The sequence below is a fragment of the Frigoribacterium sp. PhB118 genome (assembly GCF_003751725.1).
In the GTDB taxonomy this organism is placed as follows: Bacteria; Actinomycetota; Actinomycetes; order Actinomycetales; family Microbacteriaceae; genus Frigoribacterium.
The window spans coordinates 335,162-360,960 of record NZ_RKID01000002.1 but is presented as its reverse complement, the minus strand read 5'-3'; the positions used below and the strand labels follow the sequence as shown (position 1 = coordinate 360,960).

The 25,799-nt window shown below is 65.5% G+C and carries 15 protein-coding genes; 12 read left to right on the top strand and 3 right to left on the bottom strand.

Annotation, left to right across the window (positions count from 1 at the left end; translation table 11 throughout):
• Window positions 1-87: 87 nt before the first annotated feature.
• Window positions 88-1,056, top strand: coding sequence for an AAA family ATPase (locus tag EDF21_RS08745; RefSeq protein WP_158612892.1), 969 nt, complete (start codon window positions 88-90; stop codon window positions 1,054-1,056).
• Window positions 1,049-3,055, top strand: coding sequence for a TniQ family protein (locus tag EDF21_RS08740; RefSeq protein ID WP_082454653.1), 2,007 nt, complete (start codon window positions 1,049-1,051; stop codon window positions 3,053-3,055). The genes EDF21_RS08745 and EDF21_RS08740 overlap by 8 nt, the downstream gene beginning before the upstream one ends.
• A gap of 26 nt (window positions 3,056-3,081) precedes the next feature.
• On the opposite strand, the gene EDF21_RS08735 is transcribed toward EDF21_RS08740, so the two are convergent.
• Complete coding sequence (locus EDF21_RS08735) at window positions 3,082-4,041, bottom strand: LacI family DNA-binding transcriptional regulator (RefSeq protein ID WP_123571080.1); 960 nt, start codon at window positions 4,039-4,041, stop codon at window positions 3,082-3,084.
• 187 nt (window positions 4,042-4,228) lie between these two features.
• Between EDF21_RS08735 and EDF21_RS08730 the strand changes: the two genes are divergently transcribed.
• The 10 genes from EDF21_RS08730 to EDF21_RS08685 all read left to right on the top strand — a co-directional run bounded on the left by EDF21_RS08730 (window position 4,229) and on the right by EDF21_RS08685 (window position 21,047).
• Complete coding sequence (locus tag EDF21_RS08730) at window positions 4,229-5,629, top strand: MFS transporter (protein ID WP_055975887.1); 1,401 nt, start codon at window positions 4,229-4,231, stop codon at window positions 5,627-5,629.
• Between the two features lie 151 nt (window positions 5,630-5,780).
• Window positions 5,781-8,252: a glycoside hydrolase family 2 TIM barrel-domain containing protein gene (locus tag EDF21_RS08725; RefSeq protein WP_123571079.1), complete on the top strand. Its 2,472-nt coding sequence runs from the start codon at window positions 5,781-5,783 to the stop codon at window positions 8,250-8,252.
• 17 nt (window positions 8,253-8,269) lie between these two features.
• Window positions 8,270-9,493 carry a family 1 glycosylhydrolase gene (locus EDF21_RS08720; protein WP_123571189.1) on the top strand — a complete coding sequence of 408 codons (1,224 nt, stop codon included), beginning with the start codon at window positions 8,270-8,272 and terminating at the stop codon, window positions 9,491-9,493.
• Window positions 9,483-11,006: an MDR family MFS transporter gene (locus tag EDF21_RS08715; RefSeq protein ID WP_123571078.1), complete on the top strand. Its 1,524-nt coding sequence runs from the start codon at window positions 9,483-9,485 to the stop codon at window positions 11,004-11,006. Before EDF21_RS08720 ends, EDF21_RS08715 begins: the two co-directional genes overlap by 11 nt.
• 96 nt (window positions 11,007-11,102) lie before the next feature.
• Window positions 11,103-11,921, top strand: a complete 819-nt coding sequence (locus tag EDF21_RS08710) for an SDR family NAD(P)-dependent oxidoreductase (protein WP_082454656.1) — start codon at window positions 11,103-11,105, stop codon at window positions 11,919-11,921.
• 74 nt (window positions 11,922-11,995) lie between these two features.
• The gene (locus EDF21_RS17225; RefSeq protein WP_055975893.1) at window positions 11,996-12,235 is read left to right on the top strand and encodes a helix-turn-helix domain-containing protein; all 240 of its coding nucleotides are present in this window, start codon (window positions 11,996-11,998) and stop codon (window positions 12,233-12,235) included.
• A gap of 91 nt (window positions 12,236-12,326) precedes the next feature.
• Window positions 12,327-14,684 carry a glycoside hydrolase family 3 N-terminal domain-containing protein gene (locus EDF21_RS08700; RefSeq protein ID WP_233568431.1) on the top strand — a complete coding sequence of 786 codons (2,358 nt, stop codon included), beginning with the start codon at window positions 12,327-12,329 and terminating at the stop codon, window positions 14,682-14,684.
• 92 nt (window positions 14,685-14,776) lie between these two features.
• On the top strand, window positions 14,777-16,888 hold the full coding sequence (locus EDF21_RS08695) for an alpha-L-arabinofuranosidase C-terminal domain-containing protein (protein ID WP_123571077.1): 2,112 nt from the start codon (window positions 14,777-14,779) through the stop codon (window positions 16,886-16,888).
• Window positions 16,889-16,941: 53 nt separating this feature from the next.
• Window positions 16,942-19,977, top strand: coding sequence for a glycoside hydrolase family 2 TIM barrel-domain containing protein (locus tag EDF21_RS08690; RefSeq protein ID WP_123571076.1), 3,036 nt, complete (start codon window positions 16,942-16,944; stop codon window positions 19,975-19,977).
• Window positions 19,978-20,021: 44 nt separating this feature from the next.
• Window positions 20,022-21,047 carry an alpha/beta hydrolase gene (locus tag EDF21_RS08685; RefSeq protein ID WP_158612890.1) on the top strand — a complete coding sequence of 342 codons (1,026 nt, stop codon included), beginning with the start codon at window positions 20,022-20,024 and terminating at the stop codon, window positions 21,045-21,047.
• Between the two features lie 720 nt (window positions 21,048-21,767).
• On the opposite strand, the gene EDF21_RS08680 is transcribed toward EDF21_RS08685, so the two are convergent.
• Together EDF21_RS08680 and EDF21_RS08675 are read right to left on the bottom strand one after the other, a co-directional pair.
• Window positions 21,768-23,846 (bottom strand): CHAT domain-containing protein, encoded by a 2,079-nt coding sequence (locus tag EDF21_RS08680; RefSeq protein WP_148053672.1) that lies wholly within the window; start codon window positions 23,844-23,846, stop codon window positions 21,768-21,770.
• A 63-nt stretch (window positions 23,847-23,909) separates the two neighbouring features.
• Complete coding sequence (locus tag EDF21_RS08675) at window positions 23,910-25,550, bottom strand: AAA family ATPase (protein WP_123571073.1); 1,641 nt, start codon at window positions 25,548-25,550, stop codon at window positions 23,910-23,912.
• Window positions 25,551-25,799: the final 249 nt, after the last annotated feature.

Genomic DNA, 25,799 nt, shown 5'->3' with positions numbered 1-25,799 from the left:
ACCCATACTGACTGGGTTCGACAGGCAGGTATTCGTCGGACCGAGCCGGACCGGCTCACCGCCGAACAATTCGGCAAACTCACTCGCGTGCAGGCCGAGAAGTGGAACAGGGAACGCGCCGTGTTTCACGCCAACCCGCCGTTCGTCCACACCCCGCAAGCGGACCTGCTTCTCGAAGCCATGGACTTTCTCGTGACGTCCAACCACCAAGCGATCGACGAGGCGAAGCCGGCGCTCCTGTTGGACGGTCGAGCCGGTCAAGGAAAAAGCGCTGTCATGCGTCACTACCTGCACAGCTTTCACAAGGAGCAAGCCGAGCTGCGGCAGCGTGTTCAAGCCCCAGCGCGCGGGAGCCGCCCCATCGACGTCGTACACATCTCTATGCGCTCAGCAACGAACGAGCGAGGTCTCGCAGAGCGGCTCAGGGACTTCCTCGAGCTACCCCCCTTTAAAACCAACGAACGCGCCATGACGAACGCCGTCATCGACGCCCTGTTTGCCTGCAACGTCAAGATCGTCGCCATCGATGAACTGCACTTCATGGGCCGCTCGGTGGCCGCAGGGCACCGAATGAGCAACTACCTGAAAGACCTTCTCAACCAATCCCCCTGCACCTTCTTCTTCGCCGGCAACGACGTACTGGGAAGCGAAATCTTCCGCAAGAACGGTCAGCCCGATGCTGCAGGCGAACAGTTCCTCAGCCTCGTGCAGCCGCATGCCGTCCGCCCATTCGCCATCGGCGACCGCAACCCCGAATGGATGCGCACCCTGGCTGCTATCGAAGGCAACCTCCGCCTCACCCGCCAGCAGGATGGCGACCTCTTCTACCGGTGTGCAGACGTCGTGTGGGCCCTCACCTCCGGAAGCTGGCGGAGCCTGGCACAACTCATAAACCAGGCCTGTGCTCGAGCCATCGCCACAGGGGAAGAGCGACTTACCCCAGAGCTCCTTCTCAAGATCCCCCTGAACGCCCTCTCGGCTACCCAGTCCCCAAAGCTCCTCGCCACCCTCGGCGACGGAACCTGGACGTCCCTCCCCGAACCCGCAAATGCCTAGGGTGCTCCACCTGGCAATAGTTGTCTGGCCGGAAGAGGGGGAGTCCTTCCAAAGCTGGATCAGACGGTATAGCTCACGACTCAAAGTCAGCGCCTTGCAGCTCTACCAGTGCTTCGCTTTCACTCAAGACGAAACGCGTCTTGTAGCCAGCACGCATGGGTTCAAATTCACCGCGGGCATTCTCAAGAAGCTCAGCGAGGCGACAGCCATCCCCGCTGATGTTCTTCGTGCGACGGCATTCGACAGGTTCGACCACATGCCGTCCCTGGAATTCGACGAAGACAACCGCCTTAAGAGGCTTCGAAACTGGGTAAAAGGCACCCACTCTCGCTACTGCCCACAGTGTCTCAGCGAGTCAGGTGGGGCATTTCAATTGACGTGGCAGTTGGGATGGACCTTTGTCTGCACGAGGCATCACTCGGTTCTGCAGGACTGGTGCTGGTCCTGCCAGGGGCCAATATCCGTGATGGCTCCTCCGGGACTGGTCTCACCGGCATCATCATTTTGCTTCCGGGAACTCGAAGCGGGCGAAAACAAACGACGCGAGCGTTGCGACGCCGACCTGACAGAAGGACACGCAGAACCCCTCCCGGTTGACCATCCGGTCGTCCAGGCTCAAATTTTCGTGAGCGCCTTCTTCGAGCAGGGCAACGTGCCCGATCAACGCCTCGACATCTCTGATCTCAGGGCCATGTGCCTTGCAGTTCTCGCGGTGACCGATCGGGCTGCTCTCGAGCAAGCTGCCAACCTGAGCTCAGGAGAACTGGCTGGCCTTGAACCGGACAGCAGAAGGGTTGGTGCCGTCGTCCCAAGCGACGCTCTCTTCTTCGGAGCTCTCATCTGCGCCGCAAAACCACTTCTCACTGGGACTGAAAAGGCCGAGTTTCGCCTCCTTCGGGAACTCGTGTTCAGCAAGACAGGCAAGGGGTCCGCGACTGCGTGGTGGAAGAACGGACCGACCGAGGTCATCAACACTTTCGGTGGATCTGAGCACACACGCAGGAGAATCGCTCATGCCATTGACGCCGATCTGACATCACGGCAACGCATCTGGTTCGCCAGCGCGACCCCTGCCAGCAGCGAGACCGCCGTAGCGGGAGTCGACCTTCCCGACACCCTCTGGGGTGAGTGGTTATATGCCCTCAACCCTGGCGGCCCCCGCCGAATCAACGAAGTGCGGCGCACCCTCGACGCAACGGTGAAGCAGTACGGCGGCGCCTACAAAGCGGGGCGTCCAGAGGAAGGCGGTTTTGCTGCCGCCGAGAAACAAGACACAGCGGCCGACATCAGTTCACTAATCCTTGCCGACAATTCGGGAAGCAGCGGGGACTTCATCGAGGCGATCGCTTATCTCTTCGATGCAGCTGGCAAGACACGCCCGCGGTTGAGTTACAACATCCGTAAGAGTCTGGTCAGAGCGGAAGACCCGAACTTCTTCCCGTTAGAACACTTGGTCGCCCTGCGAAAAAGCGTGGGAGCTCGTGTGGATGTCGCTCCCCGGTACAGTCAGGCCCGGGCTTATGCCTACGAGCGCCTCACAGGGTCCTACCTCGACCTCATGCCACAGAGAATGCGCCGCATCGACGGTCTGACCTATCGTCGCCCCCACATGACCGACTTCCTTCTAGGTCTCAGCGCACAGCTCAAGGAAGCCATAGATCACTACCTCGGGCTCATCCTCGAGGAGGCCGATCTAGAAGCTCCGATCCATGAAATGCCCGCCTTAGACCTACTGCCCACCCGACTGCAACCAGGCGGCCGAATCGACGAGCTCAATCTGAAGTCCTTTCACGAGCTTCTCGAGCGCGGCGTACGGACAGTCGTGGGACTTGGACGGTCGGCTGGCATCTCAGCGGAGACGGTCCCGCTTGTCGCCGCTGCTCGTCCACCGCACTACCGCAGTCAGCATTCATCTACGGCCGATTGGGCGGGACTGCGTCGGGACATTCGCGCGAGCCACGTCGTCAGACACCCCTGCGCGTCGCGAAGCAGGATTTGAGCGACTAGCGGGGCCTTGGTGCGACGCTAGGACGTCTCGCCCTCGACGACTCGGAGGGCGAGGTGGAGATCGGATGCCTCGACCGCATCACCGGTGATGGCGGAGAGGAATCCGGCCACGGTGAGGTGGGCGGCCTCTGAGGCGGGGTAGTCGATGGTGGTGAGACGGGGCACGACGACTTGGGAGATGGGCGTGTTGTCCATACCGATCAGCGCGATCTCTTCCGGGACCTGGCGCCCGCGGATGGTGGCAGCTGAGAGCAGCGCTGTCGCGATGTCGTCGTTGTAGCAGGCGATCGCGACCGGTGCCGGGGCTAGAGAGTCCAGCGCGGCCAGGGCCTCATCCCTGTTCACGCCCAGCTTCAGGATGGTCGGCGAGGGCAGGCCTTGAGCTTGGCACTCGTCGCGGACGCCCGATTCGCGTTCGTCGCCGAAGACATCCTGACGGGCGTCGAGGAGGCGGGCGAAAGCGACCTGACGGTGCCCTCGTTCTGTGAGGTGTCGGACTTGGAGCCGTCCGATGTCGTAGTTGGTTCCACTGTGGCTGTCGAGTGGGGACGAGGCGATGAACTGCACGCCGCGCGAGCGCATGATCTCCTGCTCCTTGACCGAGAAGGGCATGAAGGACAGAACCCCTCTGGGGTTGGCCGTCGAGATGAGCCGGTCGAACATCTGAGACGACGGAGTCGAGAACCTCAGCAGCAGCGTCAGCCCGTGCTCGGCGAGTTCCTCAGTCGCCTTCTCGAGGATGTCCTGCAGGTTCACGCCGAAGGTCGTGTTGGGGATCAGTGCGACCACAAGGTCGCTCGTTCCCCGCACGAGGCTGCGAGCGGCAGCCGATGGGTGGTACTTCAGCTCCCGCGCGGCCTGTTCGACTTTCTCGCGAGTAGCCACTGCGAACTTGCCGCCGCGTCCATTGAGGATCTCGCTGACCGTCGAACGAGACACGCCAGCGTGGAGAGCCACATCGCGACTGGTGGTGACCACGAACTCCCCTTCTCTGGCCTATGACTGCCCCAAGCGTACTGGCGACGAGTGTCGCCAACACGATTTGCTACGTGACAACTGGCTTCTTCATCTGTATTGTCGCGTAACAACACCCGCCGAAGCCCCATCGGCGTGTAGATCTGGCCGAGCCTCCTGCTCGGCGTTCACGACAATGGAGTTCTGATCTATGTCCGGAAAACTCTCTGACGACGCGTCGTCGGCCCCCGCTCCCGATCCTCGTTTCACCGAGATCCCGCTGAACCAGCCAGCGGCCACCCAGGTCGGGGCAGAACGCATCGCGGACGCGATGTCCGACGCCCCTGAGGCGCCGACGAAGAAGCTCCGCACGAGGTACCTCGTGGCGATCTACCTCGCGCAGCTGACCCTCTACGTCGCCTTCATCGTGCCCATCGCCTTCTCGCTCGCGGTGCGGGTCGCACAGGTGGCTCCGGACAACCAGAACTCGGTCCTCGCCCTCGCCGTGGGCCTTCCCGGCCTCTTCGTCGTCCTCGGGACCCCGCTCGTGGGCGTCCTGAGCGACCGGACCCGTTCCCGTTTCGGCCGTCGTCGTCCGTGGCTCCTCTTCGGCAGCCTCCTGGGCCTCGTCGGGTCGTCGGCGATCGCCCTCACCGACGGCATCGCCGGACTCGTCATCGGCTGGTGCATCGCGTACACCGGCTACGGAGTCGTCTCGTCGATGCTGAACACGCACCTGGGTGACTCCCTGCCGGCGTTGCAGCGCGGACGGGTGATGGGGATCCTCGGCGCGATCACCCAGATCGCTCCGATCCTCGGCATCACCGTCGCCGGGGGCTTCGTCGCGAATCCCATCGGTCTCTTCCTGCTGCCGGCCGGCATCGCGTTCGTCGGCGGTCTGCTCTTCACCCTGGTGATGCGCGACCCCCAGTTCACCGGTGAACGTCCGCCGCTGAGACTCGCGAAGGTGTTCCAGGGCTTCTACTTCAACCCGCGCCGCTACCCGAACCTCGCCTGGGTCTGGATCAGCAAGGCCTTCGTCTTCCTCGCCATCTCGATGTCCGGCCTCTACGGCGTCTACCTCCTGACCAGCCGTCTCGAGCTGACCCCCGCGCAGGTCGGCGCCCTCCTGGCCGCCATCGGTATCCCTGGCGTCGTCACCGGCATCCTCGGCGCAGTCGGGGCCGGATTCCTCTCCGACAAGCTCAAGACCCGCAAGCCCTTCCTGGTCTTCAGCGCCATCGTCCTCGGTGCGAGCATGATCGTGACCGGCACTGCGACGTCGATTCCCCAGTACGTCATCGGTGGCCTCATCCTCTCGCTCGCGATCGGGTGCTACGGCGCGGTCGACCAGGCGCTCGCGCTGGACGTCCTTCCGCGCGACACCGATGAGAACGGCCGCTTCCTGGCGATCATCGGCATCGGCAGCACGCTGCCGCAGGCGATCGGGCCCTTCATCGCCGGCGCCGTTCTCGCCCTCGGCGCCGGCAACTACACGGTCGTCTACTTCGCCGGCGCCGCCATCGCCGTGCTCGGAGCCCTCTTCATCATCCCCATCACGGCTGGCCGCCGGGCCGACCTCGCTACCCACAGCATCCAGGTCATGGATTGATCGCGGGTGGCAGGCGGTCACGCCTGCCACCCCACCTCCACGGGGTCCCGACCACCTGACGGACGACCCGTTCGACTTGAGCACGTCCACCACCGAGAGTCGTCGCGCCGCTGAGCACCGGCGCGACGGCCCCGCAGCAAGGAGCACAACCATGACGACCACCGCGTTCAATGACGGCTGGAGCGTCCGAGACAAGACGAGCATCTTCGAGAGCCTCCAGGGCGCCGCCGAGACCACGCCGGTCACGCTCCCGCACGACGCGCTCATCCACCGAGACCGCTCTGCCGCCCCTGGACGCACCTCGCACACCGGGTACTTCCCCAGCGCGACGGTGGAGTACACCAAGACCATCGACATCCCCGAGAACTACCGGGACAAGCGTGTGACCCTCGAGATGCAGGGGGTCCATCGGGACGCGATGGTCTACGTCAACGAAGTCTTCGCCGCCCAGCGCCCGTTCGGATACTCCACGTTCTTCGTCCCGCTCGATGCCTTCCTGCACTACGGAGGCCCCAACACGATCCGCGTCGAGGCCCGCGCCCACGAGGACTCTCGCTGGTACACCGGCGTCGGCATCCACAGGGACACGCTGCTGCACGTCACTGAACTCGTCCACATCACCCCCACCGGCGTGCAGATCACGACGCCGGACATCGACTCGCGACGCGCCGTCGTCGAGATCGTCACGACGGTCCAGAACGAGAGCACCGGGACTGCCCAGCGCACGATCTCCACCGTCCTGCGCGACCCCGAGGGACACGTCGTCGCCACCGACACCGCCCCCCTCACCCTCCGTGCGGGATCGACCTCCGTCGCTCGCCAGCGGCTCTACGTCACGACGCCGCAGCTGTGGGACGTCGACAGTCCCTCCCTCTACACGGCCGCCACCACCCTCGCCGACACGGGGACCTCGGTCGAGGAACGCGAGACGACGTTCGGCATCCGGACGCTCCAGCTCGATCCCGTCGACGGTCTGCGCATCAACGGGACGACCGTCAAGCTCCGTGGGGCGTGCCTCCACCACGACAACGGCATCCTCGGAGCCGCCACCATCGGCCGCGCCGAGGAGCGACGCGTGCAGCTGCTGAAGGACGCCGGGTTCAACTCGATCCGCAGCTCCCACAACCCGCTCAGCCAGGCGATGCTCGACGCCTGCGACCGTCACGGGATGCTCGTGATGGACGAGACCTTCGACATGTGGACCATCGGCAAGTCCGCCTTCGACTACTCCCTGTCCTTCCCGGAGTGGTGGGAGCGCGACGTCGAAGCGCTCGTCGCCAAGGACTTCAACCACCCCTCGGTGATCTTCTACTCCATCGGCAACGAGATCCCCGAGACGGGGAACCCTCTCGGTTCCGACTGGGGCAGGAAGATCGCGGAGAAGATCCGGTCGCTCGACGAGACACGCTTCATCACGAACAGCATCAACGGATTCGTCGCCGCGATCACCGACGTCGCGCGGATGATGGCGGCGCAGCGCGAGGGGGAAGCCCCTGCCGGCGTGAACGCTGCGGGTGACTTCATGGGCGCGATCAACGCCTCCGACATGGTGACGGAGAAGACAGCTGAGTCCTTCGCCGCCGTCGACGTCGCCGGCATCAACTACGGCGAGACCCGGTACGTCGCCGACCGCGACACGTTCCCCAACCGCATCATCGTCGGCACCGAGACCTTCCCCCGGAACATCGACGTCAACTGGCGCCTCGTCGAGGAGAACTCGCACGTCATCGGCGACTTCACCTGGACCGGCTGGGACTACCTCGGCGAGGTCGGGATCGGCCGCATCCAGTACCTCGCCGAGGGGGAGATGCCCGCCTTCGCAGCTCCCTACCCGTGGCTGGCTGCCTGGTGCGGGGACCTCGACATCACCGGCTTCCGCCGTCCCATGTCCTACTACCGGGAGACGGTCTTCGGGCTCCGTCACGAGCCCTACATCGCGGTGCGCCCGCCGCAGCACCACGACGCGCAGGCGTTCCCCAGCCCCTGGGCGTGGTCCGAAGCCGTCGCTGGCTGGACCTGGGACGTCCCGACCGGCTCTCCCACGACCGTCGAGGTCTACAGCGACGCCGACGAGATCGAACTGCTCCTCAACGGCGACAGCATCGGACGCGCCCCCACGGGCCGCGACCACAGCTACCGCACGACCTTCGAGGTGCCCTACGCGCCCGGCCAGCTGACCGCCGTCGCCCTCACCGCCGGAGAAGAAGTGAGCCGGGCGAGTCTGCGGACCGCCGCCGGAAGTGCTCGCCTGCAGGTGCTGGCCGACCGTGACCACCTCGTCGACGACACGTCCGACCTCAGCTTCGTCACGATCGAGTTCCGCGACGCCGACGGCACCCTCATCACCGGTGCCGACCGCGCCGTCCGGGTCGAGGTCAGCGGCGCCGCGGTCCTCCAGGGCCTCGGAAGCGCTCGCCCAGACCCCACCGAGAAGTACGACGCGGACACGCACACCACCTTCCAGGGGCGCCTGCTCGCCATCGTCCGGCCTACCGGAGTCGGACCCGTCAGCGTGCAGGTGACCGCCGACGGTGTCGAGGCCGCCACCCTCTCCCTCGACGTGGCCGCGGCGGGCGCCGAGCCAGCCCACGAGACCGTCCTCGACCCGGCCATCGGCCGATGAGCACCCAGGAGCAGCACATGCCGACATTCCGTCCCGGATTCCTCTGGGGAGCCGCCTCAGCCCCCCACCAGATCGAGGGCAACAACCTCGCCAGCGACTGGTGGCGCAACGAGGGCATCATCCCCGGTCTCGAGCCCAGCGGTGATGCCGTCGACAGCTACCACCGTTACCGCGAGGACATGCAGCTGCTCGCCGCCGCGGGCCTGGACACCTACCGCTTCGGCATCGAGTGGGCGCGGATCGAGCCGCGCGCCGGCCAGGTGTCACGGGCCGAGCTCGCGCACTACCGTCGGATGATCGACACCGCCCTCGAGCTGGGCCTCACCCCGGTCATCACCCTGAACCACTTCACGGTCCCGCTGTGGTTCGCGGAGGAGGGCGGCTGGACCGGTGACACGGCCCACGAGCGATGGAGCAGCTTCGTCGACACCGTGATCCCGATCCTCACCGGAGTCGAGTGGATCATCACCTTCAACGAGCCGAACATGCTCTCGATGATGCTCAACGCGCAGAACGTCTTCGCGGATGCCGACGCGGACACCGGCGACTGGGTCAGCCCCACCGTCGAGGACCAGGAGAACACGGGGCGGGCGGCGATGCTCCCCGACCCGGACCCGGAGATCGGACGCCGTCTCGCCGAGCTGCACCACGCGGTGCGCGACCGGCTGCGCGAGCGCACCGGAGCGAAGGTCGGCTGGAGCATCGCCTGCCTGGCCCTGACCGCAGCCCCCGGCGGCGAGGAGACCCTCGAGAAGGTCCGCTACGTCTGGGAGGACCTCTACCTCGAGGCGTCCCGTGACGACGACTTCCTCGGCGTGCAGGCATACTCCTCGCAAGCTGTCGACAGCAAGGGCCTCGTCGCCCACCCGCCGCACCCGGACAACACCCTCACGGGCGCGGCCTACCGCCCCGACGCGCTGGGCATGGCCGTCCGCCATGCCGCCGACGTCGCACGGGTACCGATCCTGATCACGGAGAACGGCATCGCAACAGCGGACGACTCCCGCCGCATCGACTACATCGACGGCGCACTCGCAGGACTGGCCTCGGCCGTCGCCGACGGCATCGACGTCCGCGGCTACCTGCACTGGAGCATCCTCGACAACTACGAATGGGGCCACTGGGGACCCACCTTCGGCCTCATAGCCGTCGACCGGACCACCTTCGTGCGCACCCCCAAGCCGAGCCTGGCCTGGCTCGGTCAGCGTGCAGCCGCCGAGAAGGCGCCCCATGACGGCTGAGACCCGACGCGGGACCCCCGCAGACACGAGCGGTCTCGAGCGCGGCGCCGAGGTCTCCCGTGGCACCGCCGACCCCGAGACGGATGAGCGCCTCCCGAAGCGGGCGAAGCTGATCATCGGGCTGCTCCTGGCCTCCGCGTTCGTGGTGATCCTCAACGAGACGATCATGGGTGTCGCACTCCCGAGCCTCATCCGCGACCTCGGGATCACCGCCTCCACCGCCCAGTGGCTGACCACCGCCTACCTCCTGACAATGGCCATCATCATCCCCACCACCGGGCAGGTCCTCCAACGCTTCGGCACCAAGTCGGTCTTCATCGCTGCGATGACGCTGTTCACTCTCGGCACGCTGATCGCCGCGGTCGCGCCTGGCTTCCCGGTCCTGCTGGCCGGCCGCGTCGTGCAGGCCAGCGGCACGGCGCTGATGATCCCGCTGCTGATGACCACCGTGCTGACCTTCGTCCCGGCCTCACGCCGGGGACGCATGATGGGCCTGATCTCGATCGTCATCGCTGTCGCGCCGGCGGTCGGACCCACCATCTCGGGCCTCATCCTGAACTCGCTGTCCTGGCGATGGCTGTTCATCGTGGTGCTCCCCATCGCCCTCGTCGCGCTGGTCCTCGGTTCCCTCCTCATCACGGACATCGCCGAGACCCGGAAGACCCGCTTCGACGTTCTCTCGATCCTGCTCGCGGCGGTCGGTTTCGGTGGCCTCATCTTCGGGCTCAGCAGCCTGGGCGAGGCCGCCGGGGGAGAGGCTCACCTCCCGCCGGTGGTACCTGTGGCTGTCGGCGTGCTCGCCCTCGTCGCATTCGTCCTCCGGTCGTTCTCACTGCAGAAGCAAGACCGAGCCCTGATGGACCTACGCCCTTTCCGGACACGAGCGTTCACGATCTCCACGCTCCTGGTCATCGTCAGCATGGCGACCCTGTTCGGGTCGCTGATCCTCCTGCCGATCTACCTCCAGGACGTCCTCGGCCTCGACACGCTGCAGACAGGACTGACACTTCTCCCCGGAGGAGTGGCGATGGGAGTCGCCGCACCGATCGTCGGGCGCCTCTTCGACCGATTCGGCCCCAGGCCGCTCGTCACCCCCGGCGCCGTCCTGCTCAGCGCCTCACTCTGGGGTCTGACCACCGTCGACGAGAGGACCGACGTCGCCCTGGTGATCGGAATCCACGTCGCGCTCAACATCGGCCTCGGATTCATGCTCACCCCCCTGCTGACCTCGGCCCTGGGCTCACTGCCGAAGAACCTGTACTCGCACGGGTCCGCCATCGTGAACACCCTGCAGCAGGTCGGCGGTGCCGCCGGAACGGCCCTGTTCATCACGCTGATGACCACCGGGACCGTGGCCGCGACAGCTGGCGGGTCCGATGCCACCGCCGCACAGGTAGCCGGTGTGCACACGGCCTTCATCTGGGGCGCCTGCATTTCGATCATCCCGGTGCTGCTGTCGCTCCTCGTCCGGCGTCCGACCGGCATCGACCGAAGCGACATGCCCGCGCACTGACAGGCACCCACCACCCCAACTCCCGCGGCGGGCTGCGAGCTCACTGCAGCCGCCCACCGCGGAGACCCTCACGCCCCGCCCCACAAGGAGAACGACATGACGACGAAGTCCGAGAACACCACCCGCGAACGGGCCACTGACGCACAGACCGCGCCCGACACCGCAGGCAGCGATGCGAGGCGCTTCGCCGGGAGGACGATCATCGTCACCGGAGCAGGCTCAGGCATCGGCCGGGCCACCGCTCGTCGTGTCATTGACGAGGGCGGCCGGGTGATCGCCGTCGATGTCGTCCCCGCAGGCATCGACGCGCTGGCGAGCACAGTCACGGATGGCTCGGTCATCGCCGTGACCGCCGACATCACCTCCGCGGACGGGGTCGCGTCCATCGTCGACGCAGCCGGCCCGGACATCGACGGCCTCGCCAACGTCGCCGGGATCATGGACGGGATGACCCCGCTCCACGAGACGGACGATGCCCTCTGGCGCCGGGTCCTCTCCGTGAACGTCGACGGCACCTTCGCCCTGAGCCGCGCGGTACTGCCCTCGATGCTGGCACGCGGCCGCGGATCGATCGTAAACATCGCCTCCGAGGCCGCCCTCCGCGGCAACGCGGCCGGGACCGCCTACACCGCGTCCAAGCACGCGGTCGTCGGCATCACCAAGAGCTCAGCCTTCCTCTACGGGCCCTCGGGCATCCGCACGAACGCTGTCGCTCCCGGACCTACCGCGACAGCCATCGAGGGCTCGATGGCTTCCCAGTTCGGAGCGGAACGACTCGGTCCCTTCTTCGCGATGATTCCCCCGATCGTCGACGCCGAGACGATCGCCGCCTCCATCACATGGCTGCTGAGTGACGACTCCCTGAACGTGAACGGCGTGGTCCTGGCCTCCGACGGGGGCTGGTCGGTCCAGTGACGACACGCGTCACCCAGGACCGGGCGCCACGCGCCCGTCGACAAGACCCGTTCCCGCTGAGCCGGGACTGATCGATGCCACCCCGCCTCACGACCGAGCAACGCCGTGTCGCACAGCTCGGATTTCTGATCAGGGCCAGGCGTTGCGAGCAAGGCATGCGCCAAGAGGACCTGGCTCAGCTCGCCCGCATCGCACCGGCCACCTTGCGTCGCATAGAACGGGGCGAGGGTGCCGGACCCAACGTGTTCGTCGTCCTGCGCCTCTTCGAGGAGCTTGATCTCCCCGTCGATCAGCTAACGCGAGTTCGCGGTTAGGCCACGACCTCGTGGTGCATGCACATATCCGGCTCGAGCCGACGAGCGCCTTCGCCGTCTCAATCGCTATGACTATCTAGAAGGACAACTCGTGAGTACGTTCGACGTCGCCCGCCTCGTGGGAAAGATGACCCTGCAGCAGAAGGTGGCTCAGCTTCGCGGCCTGTTCGCGACTGAGCTCTTCGTCTCCACGCCCGAGATCCAAGGGATCGATCCCGCGCGCGTGTCGATCATCCGTCCACACGGAGTCGGACACATCTCCATGGCGTGGTTCCTCGCAGATGAAGTCAACGAGCTGCGGTCACAGCTCGACGCCGTCCAGGAGCACGTGCGCGAAAGCTCTCCGTTCGGGATCGGCGCAATGGTGCATTTCGAAGCCATCAACGGGGTCGTGCACGATTCCGGACCACAGTTCCCGACAGCCTGGGCACAGGCAGCGTCCTGGAACCCCGGGCTCATCCGGCGGGCGGCCTCGGTCAGCTCCGCACTCACCGAGCAAATCGGCGGCCACGCCGTCTTCTCCCCGGTCATGGACCTGGCGCGCGATCCGCGCTGGGGCCGGGTGCACGAGACCTACGGCGAGGACCCTGAACTCGTGGCGCAGTGCTCCGTGGCGTTCGTCCAAGGCATCCAAGGCAGCACCGGTGAGCGGCCCATCCTCGCCACAGGGAAGCACTTCCTCGGCTACGGCGCGTCTGAGGGCGGTCTCAACCAGGCAATCACTCAACTCGGCCGTCGAGCACTCGTCGACGAGTACGCGGAACCCTTCCGTCGAGCCATCGCCGAAGCAGACCTCGCACTGATGATGAACTCGTACAACGAAGTCGACGGCGTGCCAGCAGCTGCCAACAGGTGGATGTTGACGGACCTCCTTCGCGGCGAGCTCGGGTTCACAGGACCTGTCGTCAGTGACTACTCGTCGATCGCGATGCTGCGAACCGTCTACCACACCGCTCCGGAACCCGGCGATGCAGCACGTCGCGCGCTAGAAGCCGGCCTCGACGCGGACCTTCCGGGCGGCGAGGAGTACGCCATGCTCGTCGAGGAGGTCCAGTCCGGACGCCTGGACGAGCGAGTCGTCGACCTCGCAGTCGAGCGCACTCTGCTGGCGAAGGCGCGAGCCGGGCTCATCCCGGAGTTCCGCAGGGCGAGCAACGAGCCCCACGTCGACCTCGAAGACGCCGCCCAGACTCGGCGCTCCATCGCCGATCAGTCCCTCGTGCTCCTCAGCAATGACGGCGTGCTGCCCCTCTCTGCTGACGAGGGTTCGGACGACCGCACGAAGATCGTGGTCATCGGACCGGCCACGGATGAGCTCCGCATCCACTTCGGGGCATACACGTCCGTTTCGAACATCGAGATGATGCGCGGATCCATGGCCCTCCGGGCCGGGGAGATTCCGGGGATCACGGCCGAGGAGGCGATCTTCACCGACATCTTCCAGGCACGGCTGCCGGGGATCGAGCCGACGTTCGAGGAGGCTGCGAAGAGACTCCACCCGGACGCATCCACCCTGCTCGGAGCCCTCCAGGCCCGGCGTCCCGACGTCACGTTCGTCGAACTCGGCGACCTGATGCCCGACGCTGCTGTCCTCGAGGAGGCGGCGGTCGCCAGTGCCGTCCGCGGTGCAGATCTCGTGATCGCAGCGCTGGGCGAGCGCACCGGGTGGGTAGGCAACAACACGGCGGGCGAGGGACAGTCCACCAGTGAACCCCGCCTGCCCGGGAACCAGGAGCAGCTCGTCGCTCTCCTGGCCGGCACCGGTGTTCCCATCGTGAGCGTCATCGTCACCGGAAGGCCCCTGCTGCTCTCCGACGTCGTGGAGCAGTCGAGCGCAGTGCTCATCGCACCCCTTCTCGGCGAGGAAGGCGGGGAGGCCATCGCTCGGGCGCTGTTCGGCGAAGTGAACCCGAGCGGCAAGCTCCCCAGCACCTTCCCGCGATCGATCGGGCAGATCCCGACCTACCACGGGCACCACTTCGGCAGCGGTTACGACCACCCGACCGGCATCCGCCACGGCTACAACGACCTCGCCTCGCAGAGCCCCCTGTTCGCCTTCGGCCACGGGCTGTCCTACACCGAGTTCGACCTGACCCCAGGAGGGTCCGAGCCGACCGTGACGCCCGACGGCCAGCTGGCGCTGTCGATCACGGTCCGCAACACCGGGGCCCGCGCTGGCGACACCGTCGTCCAGCTCTATGCCCGCGACGAGGAGGCCTCAGTCGTGCGCCCCGTGCGCCAGCTCGTCGCCTTCGAACGAGTCGGACTCGACGTCGGACAGGAGAAGACGATCGAGCTCTCGGCACCGGTCGCGCGACTCGCTTTCACCGGACTCGACGACAAGCGAGTGATCGAGGCCGGGCGGGTGACCCTGAGCGTCGGCTTCGCCTCGGACGACATCCGCGCGACTTCCGAGGTCGAGATCCTCAGTTCTTCCACCTCCCTCTGACATCGCGTCAGGGGCGGGAAGGAAGCGTCGCGACCTCCCCGGCACTGACCACGACGACTCGACAGCCTCACCCGAACAGGAGATCGACCCCCATGACCGACACCACCACGCCCAGCGAGACCGACCCGAGCCACGGGAGCGCCCGCCTGCTCCTGCGCACCGGTCAGCCCACGACCCCGATCAGTCCGACCCTCTACGGCCTGTTCCTCGAGGACATCAACTTCGGCTGCGACGGCGGCCTGTCCGCCAACCTCGTGAACAACTACAGCTTCGAGGGCGTCTACCTCACCAACGGCACACTGCCCTACGCTCCACTGGAGCTCATTCCCGACGGAGCACGCGAGCGCTTCGCGGCCATGGCCCCGGAGGACCTGCCCCTCGAGGCCACCACCCCCGCCGGACGGCACCGGGACCAGCTTCGCCACTGGCGCCTCGAGGGCGGACGCCTCGAGTCCTCCCGGCTCGGAGCCGCCACGCCGGGGGCCTCGTTCGCACGGCTGCAGCTCGACGGCGGCCAGGCGACGCTCGAGAACCACGGCTACCCCGGCGGACGCCCCGGCATGGCCTTCGACACCGAGAGGCCGATGCTGCTGAGCCTGCTCCTCCGCACCGACGCCTTCGACGGAACACTCGAGGCCCGCCTCGTCGACACCGCCGGGACCGTCGTGGCCTCCGGAGCCCTTCACCAGGACGCCCCAGGATGGCATCAGTGCCAGGTCCAGCTCACCCCCGCCACCACCACGCTCGGCTCGCTGCAGCTCGTCCTCACCGGCTCAGGCACCGTCGACGTGGACGAGGTCCGACTCGTCCACGAGGACCACTGGGGTGCAGGTGACCCGCGCTGGAGCCAGGGCCTGCTCCGCCGCGACCTCGTCGAGGCGCTCGGTGCGCTCAAACCGAGCTTCCTGCGATTCCCCGGCGGCTGCATCGTCGAGGGCTGCGGCGACGGCAGCCACTTCGACTGGAAGAAGACCGTCGGCCCCCTCGTCACCCGCCGGGCCGAGTACAACCTCTGGGGTCAGGCACGCGAGGACGGCGACTACAGCCAGAGCAACCAGATCGGCTTCTACGAGTACTTCCTGCTGTGCGAGGACCTCGGCCTGGCACCGATACCGGTCGTCTGGGCCGGCGACAGCTGCCAGACGCGGCAGGACGAGCACCTGCCCCTCGAGAGCGCCGAGTTCGCAGCAGTGATCCAGGACGCCCTCGACCTGATCGAGTGGGCGACCGGTGACGCCACGACGAACCACTGGGCAGCTCTGCGTGCTGCGGCCGGCCACCCCGAGCCGTTCCCGCTCGACCACCTCGGCATCGGGAACGAGAACTTCGGCCCGGAATACCTGGCCCACTTCCAGCGGATCAAGGACGCCGTCGACAGAGCACACCCCGGGCTGACCGTCATCGTCAACGGCGGGGTGATCCGGCCGGACGAGACGGCCGACCCTGCATGGGAGATCTACGGCGAGGACGAGAAGGTCCTGGTCGACGAGCACTTCTACAACTCACCGGCATGGCTGTTCAACGCGACCGACCGCTACGACTCCTACCCGCGCGGTGGTGCCCGTCTCTTCCTCGGCGAATACGCCGCCTACCTCGGCTACGACCTCGGCGACAGGCACCCCGCCGTCCCGGAGGACATGCTCGCGCCCGAGCCGAACACATGGCTCAGCGCACTCGCCGAAGCTGCGTTCCTCACCGGCGTCGAGCGCAACGCCGACGTCGTCGCCTTCAGCTGCTACGCCCCGCTGCTCAACCTCGTCGAGAACGGGCAGTGGCCGCACTGCCTCATCGACTTCAGCCCGAGCCACGTCGTGCAGACCGCGAACTACTTCGTGCAGCAGCTGTTCGCCACCCGCGTCGGCGAGCACGTCGTGCCGCTCGACGGCGAACTGCCGGACGGTGTCTTCGCCTCCGCCACCCTCGGAGACGGGGTCCTGCACCTGAAACTGGTCTCGATCGGAGCGACCCCGGTCACGATCGCACTCGAGGTCGACGGAGCGCAGGACGGGGCAGCTGCCGGCACCGTGATCGGCGGCCGCCTCGACGCCGTCAACAGGCTCTCCTTCGACGGTGAGCCACGGATGGAGGTGGAGCCGCGGACAGTCGAGCTGCAGGTCCGCAACGGTTCAGTCGACGTGGTGCTCGAGCCCACCAGCGTGCTCGCCGTCTCGATCGCCACCGCGGCCCCCGCCCCCGCCGTATAAACCCTGACGAACCTCGAACTGCACACCCCGCACGACCAGTGAGGAAAACACCCATGACGAATCCCGACTCCGGCCTGATCGGTCCCGAGGCCGGTGTGGTCTCGTACCGCCGCCTCCCGATGACTGCGATCCGACGCGCGCCCGATCTCGACCTCGACGGGCGCTGGTCCTTCCAGCTCCTCCCGTCCTGGGACGCAGAGCTGTCCAGTTCCTGGGACGAGGTGACGGTGCCCGAGCTGTGGACCATGCGCGAGGCGATCGACCGCCCGCACTACACCAACATCACGATGCCGTTCGATCTGGTTCCCCCGCACGTCCCGAGTGCGAACCCAACAGGGGTCTACCGCCGGTCGTTCGATCTCGGCGAAGTCGGGGAGGACCGGATCGTCCTCCACGTCGGCGCGGCGGAAGGCTACCTCCAGGTGCGCGTGAACGGAAAGCTCGCCGGTGAGAGCACCGACTCGCACCTCGAAGCAGAGTTCGACATCACGGACGACGTGCGCGACGGCACGAACGACATCGAGCTCCGCGTCGCGAAGTGGTCCATGTTCACCTACCTCGAAGATCAGGACCAGTGGTGGCAGTCGGGTCTGAGCCGGGCGGTGAAGCTCCACCGGACGGCACGCGTGCGACTCCAGGACGTCACGGTCGTCGCCGACTACGACTTCGACACCCAGCTCAGCGCCGCCCGGATCGTCGCCACGGTCAGCGGCGCGGAGGAGAGCTTCGAGAAGACGCACTCGGTCCGAGTGACCCTGGCGGGAAGCGCCCACGAAGGCCCCGTCGGTTCACGTCGGACGGCTCAGACGATCCCCGTCAGCTCTCCTGACCGCAGCCGACGCCCGGAGGCCTTCATCCCTGACGGGGTCATGGACTTGATGAGCCTGCACGCAGCGAAGGCTCCCATGGCGCCCGCAGCGGCCGCTGCCGCTGCCGCGTCGCACGCGGCGATGCATCCCGCCGAACGCCCCGGAGCTGCGATCTTCGAGCTGACCGAACTCGACATCGAGCCCTGGTCGGCCGAGACGCCCCACTTGGAGACCATCCTCGTCGAGCTCCTCGACCTGGACGGCCGCATCGTGGACAGCACCGAGATCCGGACGGGCTTCCGGCGAGTCGAGATCGTCGGACGGGATCTGCTCGTGAACGGCCGCCGAATCTGGATCCAGGGAGTCAACCGCCACGATTTCGAACCGGAGACCGGCCGTGTGCTCCGTCGCGAGGACTACCTCGCTGACCTGTCGCTGCTCAAGCGCTTCAACTTCAACGCCGTGCGCACGTCGCACTATCCCAACGACCCGGTGTTCCTGGATCTCTGTGACGAGCTCGGCTTCTACGTCTTCGACGAGGCCGACATCGAAGGTCACGCCTTCATGGATCTGCTCAGCAACGACCACCGCTACCTCGAGGCGTTCGTCGACCGCGTGTCCCGCATGGTGATCCGCGACAAGAACCACCCCTCAGTGATCGCCTGGTCCCTGGGAAACGAGACCGGCTACGGGGTCAACCACGATGCGGCGGCCGCCTGGGTCCGCGGCTACGACCCCACCCGGCCGCTGCACTACGAAGGAGCGATCGCAGCCGACTGGCACGGGGGACGTGCCGCCACCGACATCGTCTGCCCCATGTATCCGCCGATCTCGGCCCTCGAGGCTTTCTCCGCGCATCCAGAAGCAGACCGACCGCTCATCATGTGCGAGTACGCGTACTCCCAGGGCAACTCCACCGGAGGTCTCGCGGACTACTGGCGCTCCATCGAGTCCCTCCCCGGCGTGCAAGGCGGCTTCATCTGGGAGTTCAAAGACCACGCGCTCGACATCGACGGAGACCGCCATTACCGATACGGGGGCGACTTCGGCGACGAACCGAACGACGGCCCCATCGTGCTGAACGGAATCGTCTTCGCCGACGGCACACCCAAACCGGCGCTCTACGAGGCCCGAGGACTCTTCAGCCCCGTGCGCATCGTCTCCCACATCCAGGACGCGCTCGGCGGAAGCCTGCAGGTCCTGAACCGCCAGACCTTCGCCGACCTGTCCTCCCTCCGATTCGCTCTCGTCGTCGAGACGACGGACGGCCCGACCGAACGCTTCGCGGTGCACGCGGAGGCCGATGCCGGAGGAACAGCGACCATCGAGGTGCCACAGGCTGTGCGCGCAGCACTCGGTGACGACGACGCGCTCGCCCTCACCCTCGACGTCTCGACAGCACACGACACCGTGTGGGCCGAGGCCGGAAACGTCCTCGCACAACACCAGCTGACCCTCACACGAGACACGCCGAGCCCTGCCACGCCGTCCTCGGTCGGCCGTCCCGTCGGAGCCGACGGTCGATTCGTGCACCCCCTGCTGGCGGCAGCCCCGCGGCTAAACCTCTGGCGCGCCTTGGTCGACAACGACACGTCCTTCTTCCTCGACCAGCGATTCGTCCGAACGGGCTTCTTCGAGCTGACGGAGGAGTCGGTGTCGGTCGAGGACGTGCCGAGTGGCGCGGTCCTCATCCGCACCCGCTACCGCACCGCTTTCGGCGAGGAGGTGGTCCATGCCCAGCGGATCACCCAGGTAGCTGCCGATGAATTCGACTTCGTCGAGAGCGTCCAGCTGCCCGAGGGCACGGCAGACGGACTACGGGTGGGCGTCGAGTTCGAACTAGCCGGCACCTTTGACGACCTCGAGTGGGTCGGCCTCGGACCGTGGGAGAACTATCCCGATCGCCAGTCCTCGGCGTTGCTCGGCCGGTGGACCTCCACGATCGACGACGCAGCGGTGCCCTACGTGCTCCCGCAGGAGAACGGCGGGCGGGGCGACGTCCGAACAATGCGTCTCACCGGGCCCGCTGGAGAGGTGACCACGACACACGATTCACCCCTGCAGCTCACCGTGTCCCGTCACACCACCCAGGAACTCGAAGCGGCCACACATTGGTGGAAGCTCTCCGCGAGCCGAAAGACGATCGTGCAGCTCGACATCGCGCACCGGGGACTGGGAACGGCGCAGTTGGGCCCGGACACCCCCCGGGAGTTCCGACTGTCCGAGCTCGAGTACCGCTGGTCATGGCGCCTCCACCTGCGGGCGGCCACGAGTTCCTGAAGCCACTCCGGCACTCGGGAGCATCCCGACACGACCACCACCCGGTGGCCGCCAATCCGACGAATCAACTGAGCCAGGAGCGCATCGTGTCAGCACAACGCCGAATCCCGACCACCATCTCGCCTGAAGCACAAGCGATCCTCAGATCGGTCCACGAGCGTCCTGCGCTGCCGACCCCTGGCCCGACTGACGCGGAAGGCTGGGCCGTGCTCGAGGCTGCGGCTGCTCTCACGGACCCTGAGGTGCTGGAGACGATGGCCATGTCCACCGTCGGAGCCGTTCCATCCGACGAGCAGGTCGACCTCGTCGATCGCACCATCGACGAGGCGACGTTCATCGTCGCCACGCCAGTGTCCTTGGCGTCAGACGACTCGCGAGTCCTGCTGAACATCCACGGAGGAGGTTTCACCTTCGGCGGCGGTGCGACTGCTCGACGGTCGACCCAGCTCGTCGCAGCGAACATGGGCCTCCGCACCTGGGGCATGGACTACCGGCAGCTGCCGCACCACCCTTTCCCGGCCGGGCTCGACGACTGCCTGGCTGTCTATCGAGCGCTCCTGGAGAGCCATGCACCTGAGGACGTCGTCGTCATGGGGCAGTCCGGTGGTGCGAATCTCGCCGCTGCCCTGATGCTGCGCGCGAGGGAGGAGGGGCTTGCCCTGCCCGCGGGACTCGGGCTGGTCTCGCCGCCCACGGACTTCACGTTCCAGGGCGAGACCTGGTACACCAACGATGAAGGAACGACACCAGACGGCTTCGCCCGCATGCTCGCGTTGTACCAGGGCGACTACCCGGCGGAGCACCGGTACATCTCTCCGCTCTTCGGTGAGTACGACGCCAGCTTTCCTCCGACGATCATCACCTCCGGCACCCGCGACATGCTCCTCTCGGACGCCGTTCGTTTCCATCGGAAGCTCGTGAACGCCGGCGTGACGACTGAGCTGCACGTCTGGGAAGGGGCGCCACATGGCTTCTTCATGGGGCTGGCACCTGAGGACCGCGAGCACGTGGGACAGGTGCGTTCATTCCTCCACGCTCAACTCCGGTCAGGAGGGCCTGTCGGTCTATAGACGCATCGTGATGTGGCAGGGGCACTGCCTGCCATCGGCACGGACTTCGAGGAGGTCGCGAGCAACGGCGATGCTCGGAGCGACAAGACGCTTCGACCGAACCGCCTGCTCGCGTCATGGGTCCCACCTCGAGTGGCCACAACTCGGTGAGAAGGCGAGTGGCAGCTCACATGAGAAGAGACCGTACTTACGGGAGCCGTGTGGCAGGCTCACATGAGAAGTCACACCGCCTCGTGTCGACGACGCATGCAGATTGTCTCTCTGCCAGACAGGCTGGCCGCTTTGGGCAGTTAGACAGACTAATTGGCGCTCGCCCACACGTTGAAAGGATTTGCGTTGCTCGGTGATAGCGAGCCCACGGTCCAAGACAAGGTCTTTCCACCCGTGCCACCGGCATGGCTTAGCTCAACAAGAAAGGCAAATCGGGCGCGTACACGCATTGGGCTTGTGGCACTCGTTGTAGATCGGGCAACGCGTTATGCGCGTCCACATACACTTTCCGAGCTCAACGCAGATTCGGTCCTGCAGAGCTTCTATTACGTGCTCCGCAAGCGTAGTTCGCGTCGGAAGCCGGCGAGACCGAAAACTTCTAGTAGAACAAAGAAGGATTTGAGCGTCTTCCGGTTGGGTGAACTTGATGTGACCCCATAGAAACCGCCATAATCCGGAGTCCGCGTATGTGACTCTGCTTGGCAGGCCGCCCCGGAGAAGTCGACCAATTCAGGTCCGCAAAAGTAAAGACGCGGGGTGCCCGAGGAGCGTATACATGAGGGACTCCGGCAGGTAACCGGGCACTCGCAACCAGTTCCGCACCTTTGCGTCGTCGCCTGTAGCTTTGGCGATCTCGATCAGTCGCTGCTCGGCATCCTCGTACAGATGCCCGACGCGGAGCGGTACGCCGTGATCACTGGTCATGAACTGTTCGATGGGACTGGGCTTGGTGCCATCGCGCCGGAATGACCATGCCCGCAGTCGCTCGTTGCCGTACGTCAGGTCGATGACGACGTTGCTGGATTGGGCGCGATGCCATACGTCGAGCACGTTCGTGGCAGGCTCGGATGCATCCTCGCCGATAGCCAGCGCGAGGTAGCGCAGGAATCGTGAAGTGAGAGCGGAGTTGTGCTGGACGAGAACGGGCACTAGGGCGGTAACGACGGCCTTGGCCCCGGCTCGGATGAGGAGGTCGCCGACGCTGACGACGCCTCCGCCCCTCGGGGTCGTGTGGCAGGCGCTGAGGATGACCAATGGAGGCAACTCCCCGAAGTCGTCGCCCATGCTTGGTGTATCCCCGATAATAAGGCCGGCGACATTCAAGGATGTGTCGTGGAACCCGTGGGCGCTGAGAACGAGGACGTCGGGGTGGACCCGTTCGATGGCGTCCCGGACTGCCGTCGGTGTGAGCGTCTCTGCCACGGTCACGTGAACGTGAGGTTGGGTGCTCATCTCCGCCTCGACGGTTGACCATCCCTTGCGGCTGATCTGGCCTACAGGGTCAGCGCCGGGAATGCATTCGGCGATGAGAATGGTCAGGCCGGACGAGAGGTCGGTTGGGTGCTGTGGTGACAGCTCGAACTGCAGAGCCCGCGTCAGGGGATTCAGAGGGCTGTAGCTGATGGGTAGCCGGCCGGCGAGGGGCTCCTGATCGCCGGGGAGGGTGAGCAGCCCGATCGGGAAGTTGCTGTATATGTCCAACCGAGACGCGACCTTAATCGCTTGGACAAGATCTTCGGTCCACAGAGGTGCGGCGGATTCATCAAGGCGCTTGAGAAGCTTCCGGACGCCAGCCGCGCTCGCATTCTCCGCCCAGCCACGTTCCAGATTCGCCAGGGCGACGAACATTGCGGGCGTTAGGGCGTCTTCCAGGACGACGCCGGTGCTGTCCTCGCGGACTGCCGCGTGACCGACGAGTATGGCTCTGACGTCAGGATAGTCATCGCGGAAAGTGCTCTGAGACACCCCGTCAACACCGGAGGCGAACCGGATGTACCGTGGCGCCGTACCCGACACCCCAAGAGTTAGGGGAGTCCTAGTCAGGGCCGCCTGCCGTCGCATCTCTTCTGGAAGTCGTTGAGCGTTCTCATCTGGGGAGATCCCATCGAGCTCCATTTGCACGAGAGCGTTGAGCCGCAGCCACGTGAACCGCAACTCATGCGCCGAACCGAAGGGGGTCTTTGGATTTGGAAGGACGGTCAGCGGCGATCCCATCAACCGGCGAAGGCGTTGTAAGGGGAGTAGGGATCCGTCGCCATCGATCGGCCACGACCACCGCAGCGGAGTCCGGTCCAGGGCTGGTGCGTCTGCTGGCCACTCTGCCGCCCAGCGGTCGGCGAGAGAACCCCAGTGCTTATCGAGCAGGGCTTGATCGATCTCGTCGACAGAGACCGGTGGCAGGGAGAAATCGAGTGAGGCGGCAGCGAGGGCCGCGTCGGCCATCGCGCGATCTGTCGCGATGATCAGCGCTGGCTCGTGGGGGCCGATCAGACGCCGGAGGAAATCGACGTCGCGAAGAAGTTGATCCGGCACTAGAGCGATGTTGTGCGATTTGCTGTATCGGCTGTCTCCGGCCTGCACGCCGCGCAATGGCAAGTCGAGGGTCTCGAACCTGTTCTTGGGCAGGTGCATGGCGTACCAGATGCCAGGAAGGACCGGAAGGAGGTCCTCGTCGAACGTGCCGCCGGGGAGAGTATCGGTCAGATAAGAAGGCTCTCCGTCGTCAAGGCCACCGCTCAGGGGGGCAGCGACAACGTAGAGAATAGGCCGGAACGACACCTCGCCCGGGCGCGGTTCGTGGGGTTGCACTCAATGCCTTCCTGTCGGTGAGCCTACGGTTGGACAGAAGTCCTCACGAGTTTTGTCGACCGTCTAGGTGACGGTCTCGGATATCGGGCCCAACTTTGAGCGAACAACTGATGCCAGCCCAGGGTCTTGCATGAGGCTTACTCTCACGTGCGATTCGTAGTGGGCGACGGAAGCGAAGCCAAGCGCCGAGGCCACGCGGTTCCGGAACGGCGTGTCGCGAATTGGCAGGAGCGCTACAAGTTGCTCCATATCCCCAGCAGAGGCCAATCCCCTAAGCCGTTCCAGAAGCCTTGGGTAGGGAGAAGGAAGTGTTATCTGTATCTGAGTGTCCTGCTCATCAACACTGTCGGGCACATGCTCCAGAGCACGCCGCCGTAACTCTGCGACAGCCAATTTCTTCGCGAGTCGCTCCAGGGTGGCTGGTTCCGTTAACGCAGTCAGGCCCGCGGAACGCGCGGTGCTCAGTAGGTCTGCGGGCTCCAAGCCCAGCGATGCCCCTTGGTGACCTGCGGCTGCCTCCAGACACTCGGGCAGGAAATACAGATTTTCGACTTCACTAACTTCTAAGACCGAAACGGACTTCGAAGCGAAAGAAAATTTTTCTTCGTCGTTTCTCGCATCACCGTCGATGAGCCCATGTGCGTTGATCCAGTGGAGTGCCGCGCTTCCACGGAGGCCTGCAACGTTGCGGCAAACTTCGTCCGCACCGCCGGACGGTTGAACGGTCCATCCGGGCAAGAGGATCTTGTAAAGTTGTGCGTCAACGCTTGAGCCTGCTCCCTCGACGAAGAGCACATCGCGGCGGCCGCCAAGGATTGCTTTGCGGGCTGCATCCGTGAGTGCGCTGTCCGAAGTTAGTTCATCCAAGTCCCAGCCGACGGTTGTTTCACCGCTCCATGTAGCCCCACGGAGGCTAAAGGCCTTTCCTGGCATGCGGTGGAGGACCTCCGCCAACTCCAAATCGTGCGTCACGACGATGAAGTGTGAGTCCGACCTTTGATCCAGAATTGCGCCGATGAGGCCGGCGGATATCGACCGGTGCAGATGTCGTTCCGGCTCGTCGATAATGACGATTCCGTTCTGGGGTGCAACGAGGACGGCACTTGCCAGCAGAACGGCGCTCTTTTCACCGTCGGACATTTGAAAAATCGGGTACGTGGCCCCGTTGGCGCCGTTGTTTGCACGGAACGTGCCGGAGGAGTCGGCAGAAAGCGAGACTGGTAGACCGGCCGCTGTGAGAACCGCGTTGAGTCGATCGATGGGTGCTTGACCGAGGTCGCGATCAATTTCGGCAATTGATACGCCTTGGCGGGCCATCTTCGCCGTAGCGGCGTTGTGGGCATTTATAGCCGACATGACATCGAAAAGAACGAGATTCGTGCGCTGCTCGTCAGAGTTGTCGATGTAGCGCGAAGTCGGTTCCTTTGACCACATTTGCAGATTAGAACCAACACCCTCGCGACTGGCCGCCGTTAATGCGGGCGCCGCGGATTGAAACCAGATTTTACGGTGAGCGATAATTCTAGTCACCGGCACGCCGCTTACCTGCTGGTCGAGCCACGCGCCCAGGGAAGACTTCCCGGCCCCATTTGCGCCAACGATTATGGTGTGCTCGCCTGCCAGAGCGTCGACCTTAGTGTAGGCGCCCTGTGTATTTGGAACTTGCCAGCTCGTCAAGAGTTGTGAGGACAGTTCTTGGGTCATGTCGCGATACTAAGCGTGCCCGGTACGACTTGAGGTTCGCTCGCACTGAAACAGGCAAAAAGGGCTGTAGACGCTTCGCGAGGGTGGCTTGTGAGGCAGAAGTCACTTAGTGCCTCGCGCTATTCTCGGAGCAGCCAAGTACATTCCGCGTCGGACCACCTATTTGGCGGACAACACGGACGAGTTGGTGGCGAAGAGGTGCAAACCTCCGCCGTAAGCGGATTATGTATCTAACTCGTCGACATGTTC

What these genes read in the sequence shown, in the direction of transcription:
- EDF21_RS08740 (WP_082454653.1), top strand. Translation starts at nt 1,049, where the DNA reads ATGCCTAGGGTGCTCCACCTGGCAATAGTTGTCTGGCCGGAAGAGGGG.
- EDF21_RS08730 (WP_055975887.1), top strand. Translation starts at nt 4,229, where the DNA reads ATGTCCGGAAAACTCTCTGACGACGCGTCGTCGGCCCCCGCTCCCGAT.
- EDF21_RS08725 (WP_123571079.1), top strand. Translation starts at nt 5,781, where the DNA reads ATGACGACCACCGCGTTCAATGACGGCTGGAGCGTCCGAGACAAGACG.
- EDF21_RS08720 (WP_123571189.1), top strand. Translation starts at nt 8,270, where the DNA reads ATGCCGACATTCCGTCCCGGATTCCTCTGGGGAGCCGCCTCAGCCCCC.
- EDF21_RS08715 (WP_123571078.1), top strand. Translation starts at nt 9,483, where the DNA reads ATGACGGCTGAGACCCGACGCGGGACCCCCGCAGACACGAGCGGTCTC.
- EDF21_RS08710 (WP_082454656.1), top strand. Translation starts at nt 11,103, where the DNA reads ATGACGACGAAGTCCGAGAACACCACCCGCGAACGGGCCACTGACGCA.
- EDF21_RS17225 (WP_055975893.1), top strand. Translation starts at nt 11,996, where the DNA reads ATGCCACCCCGCCTCACGACCGAGCAACGCCGTGTCGCACAGCTCGGA.
- EDF21_RS08695 (WP_123571077.1), top strand. Translation starts at nt 14,777, where the DNA reads ATGACCGACACCACCACGCCCAGCGAGACCGACCCGAGCCACGGGAGC.
- EDF21_RS08690 (WP_123571076.1), top strand. Translation starts at nt 16,942, where the DNA reads ATGACGAATCCCGACTCCGGCCTGATCGGTCCCGAGGCCGGTGTGGTC.
- EDF21_RS08675 (WP_123571073.1), bottom strand. Translation starts at nt 25,550, where the DNA reads ATGACCCAAGAACTGTCCTCACAACTCTTGACGAGCTGGCAAGTTCCA.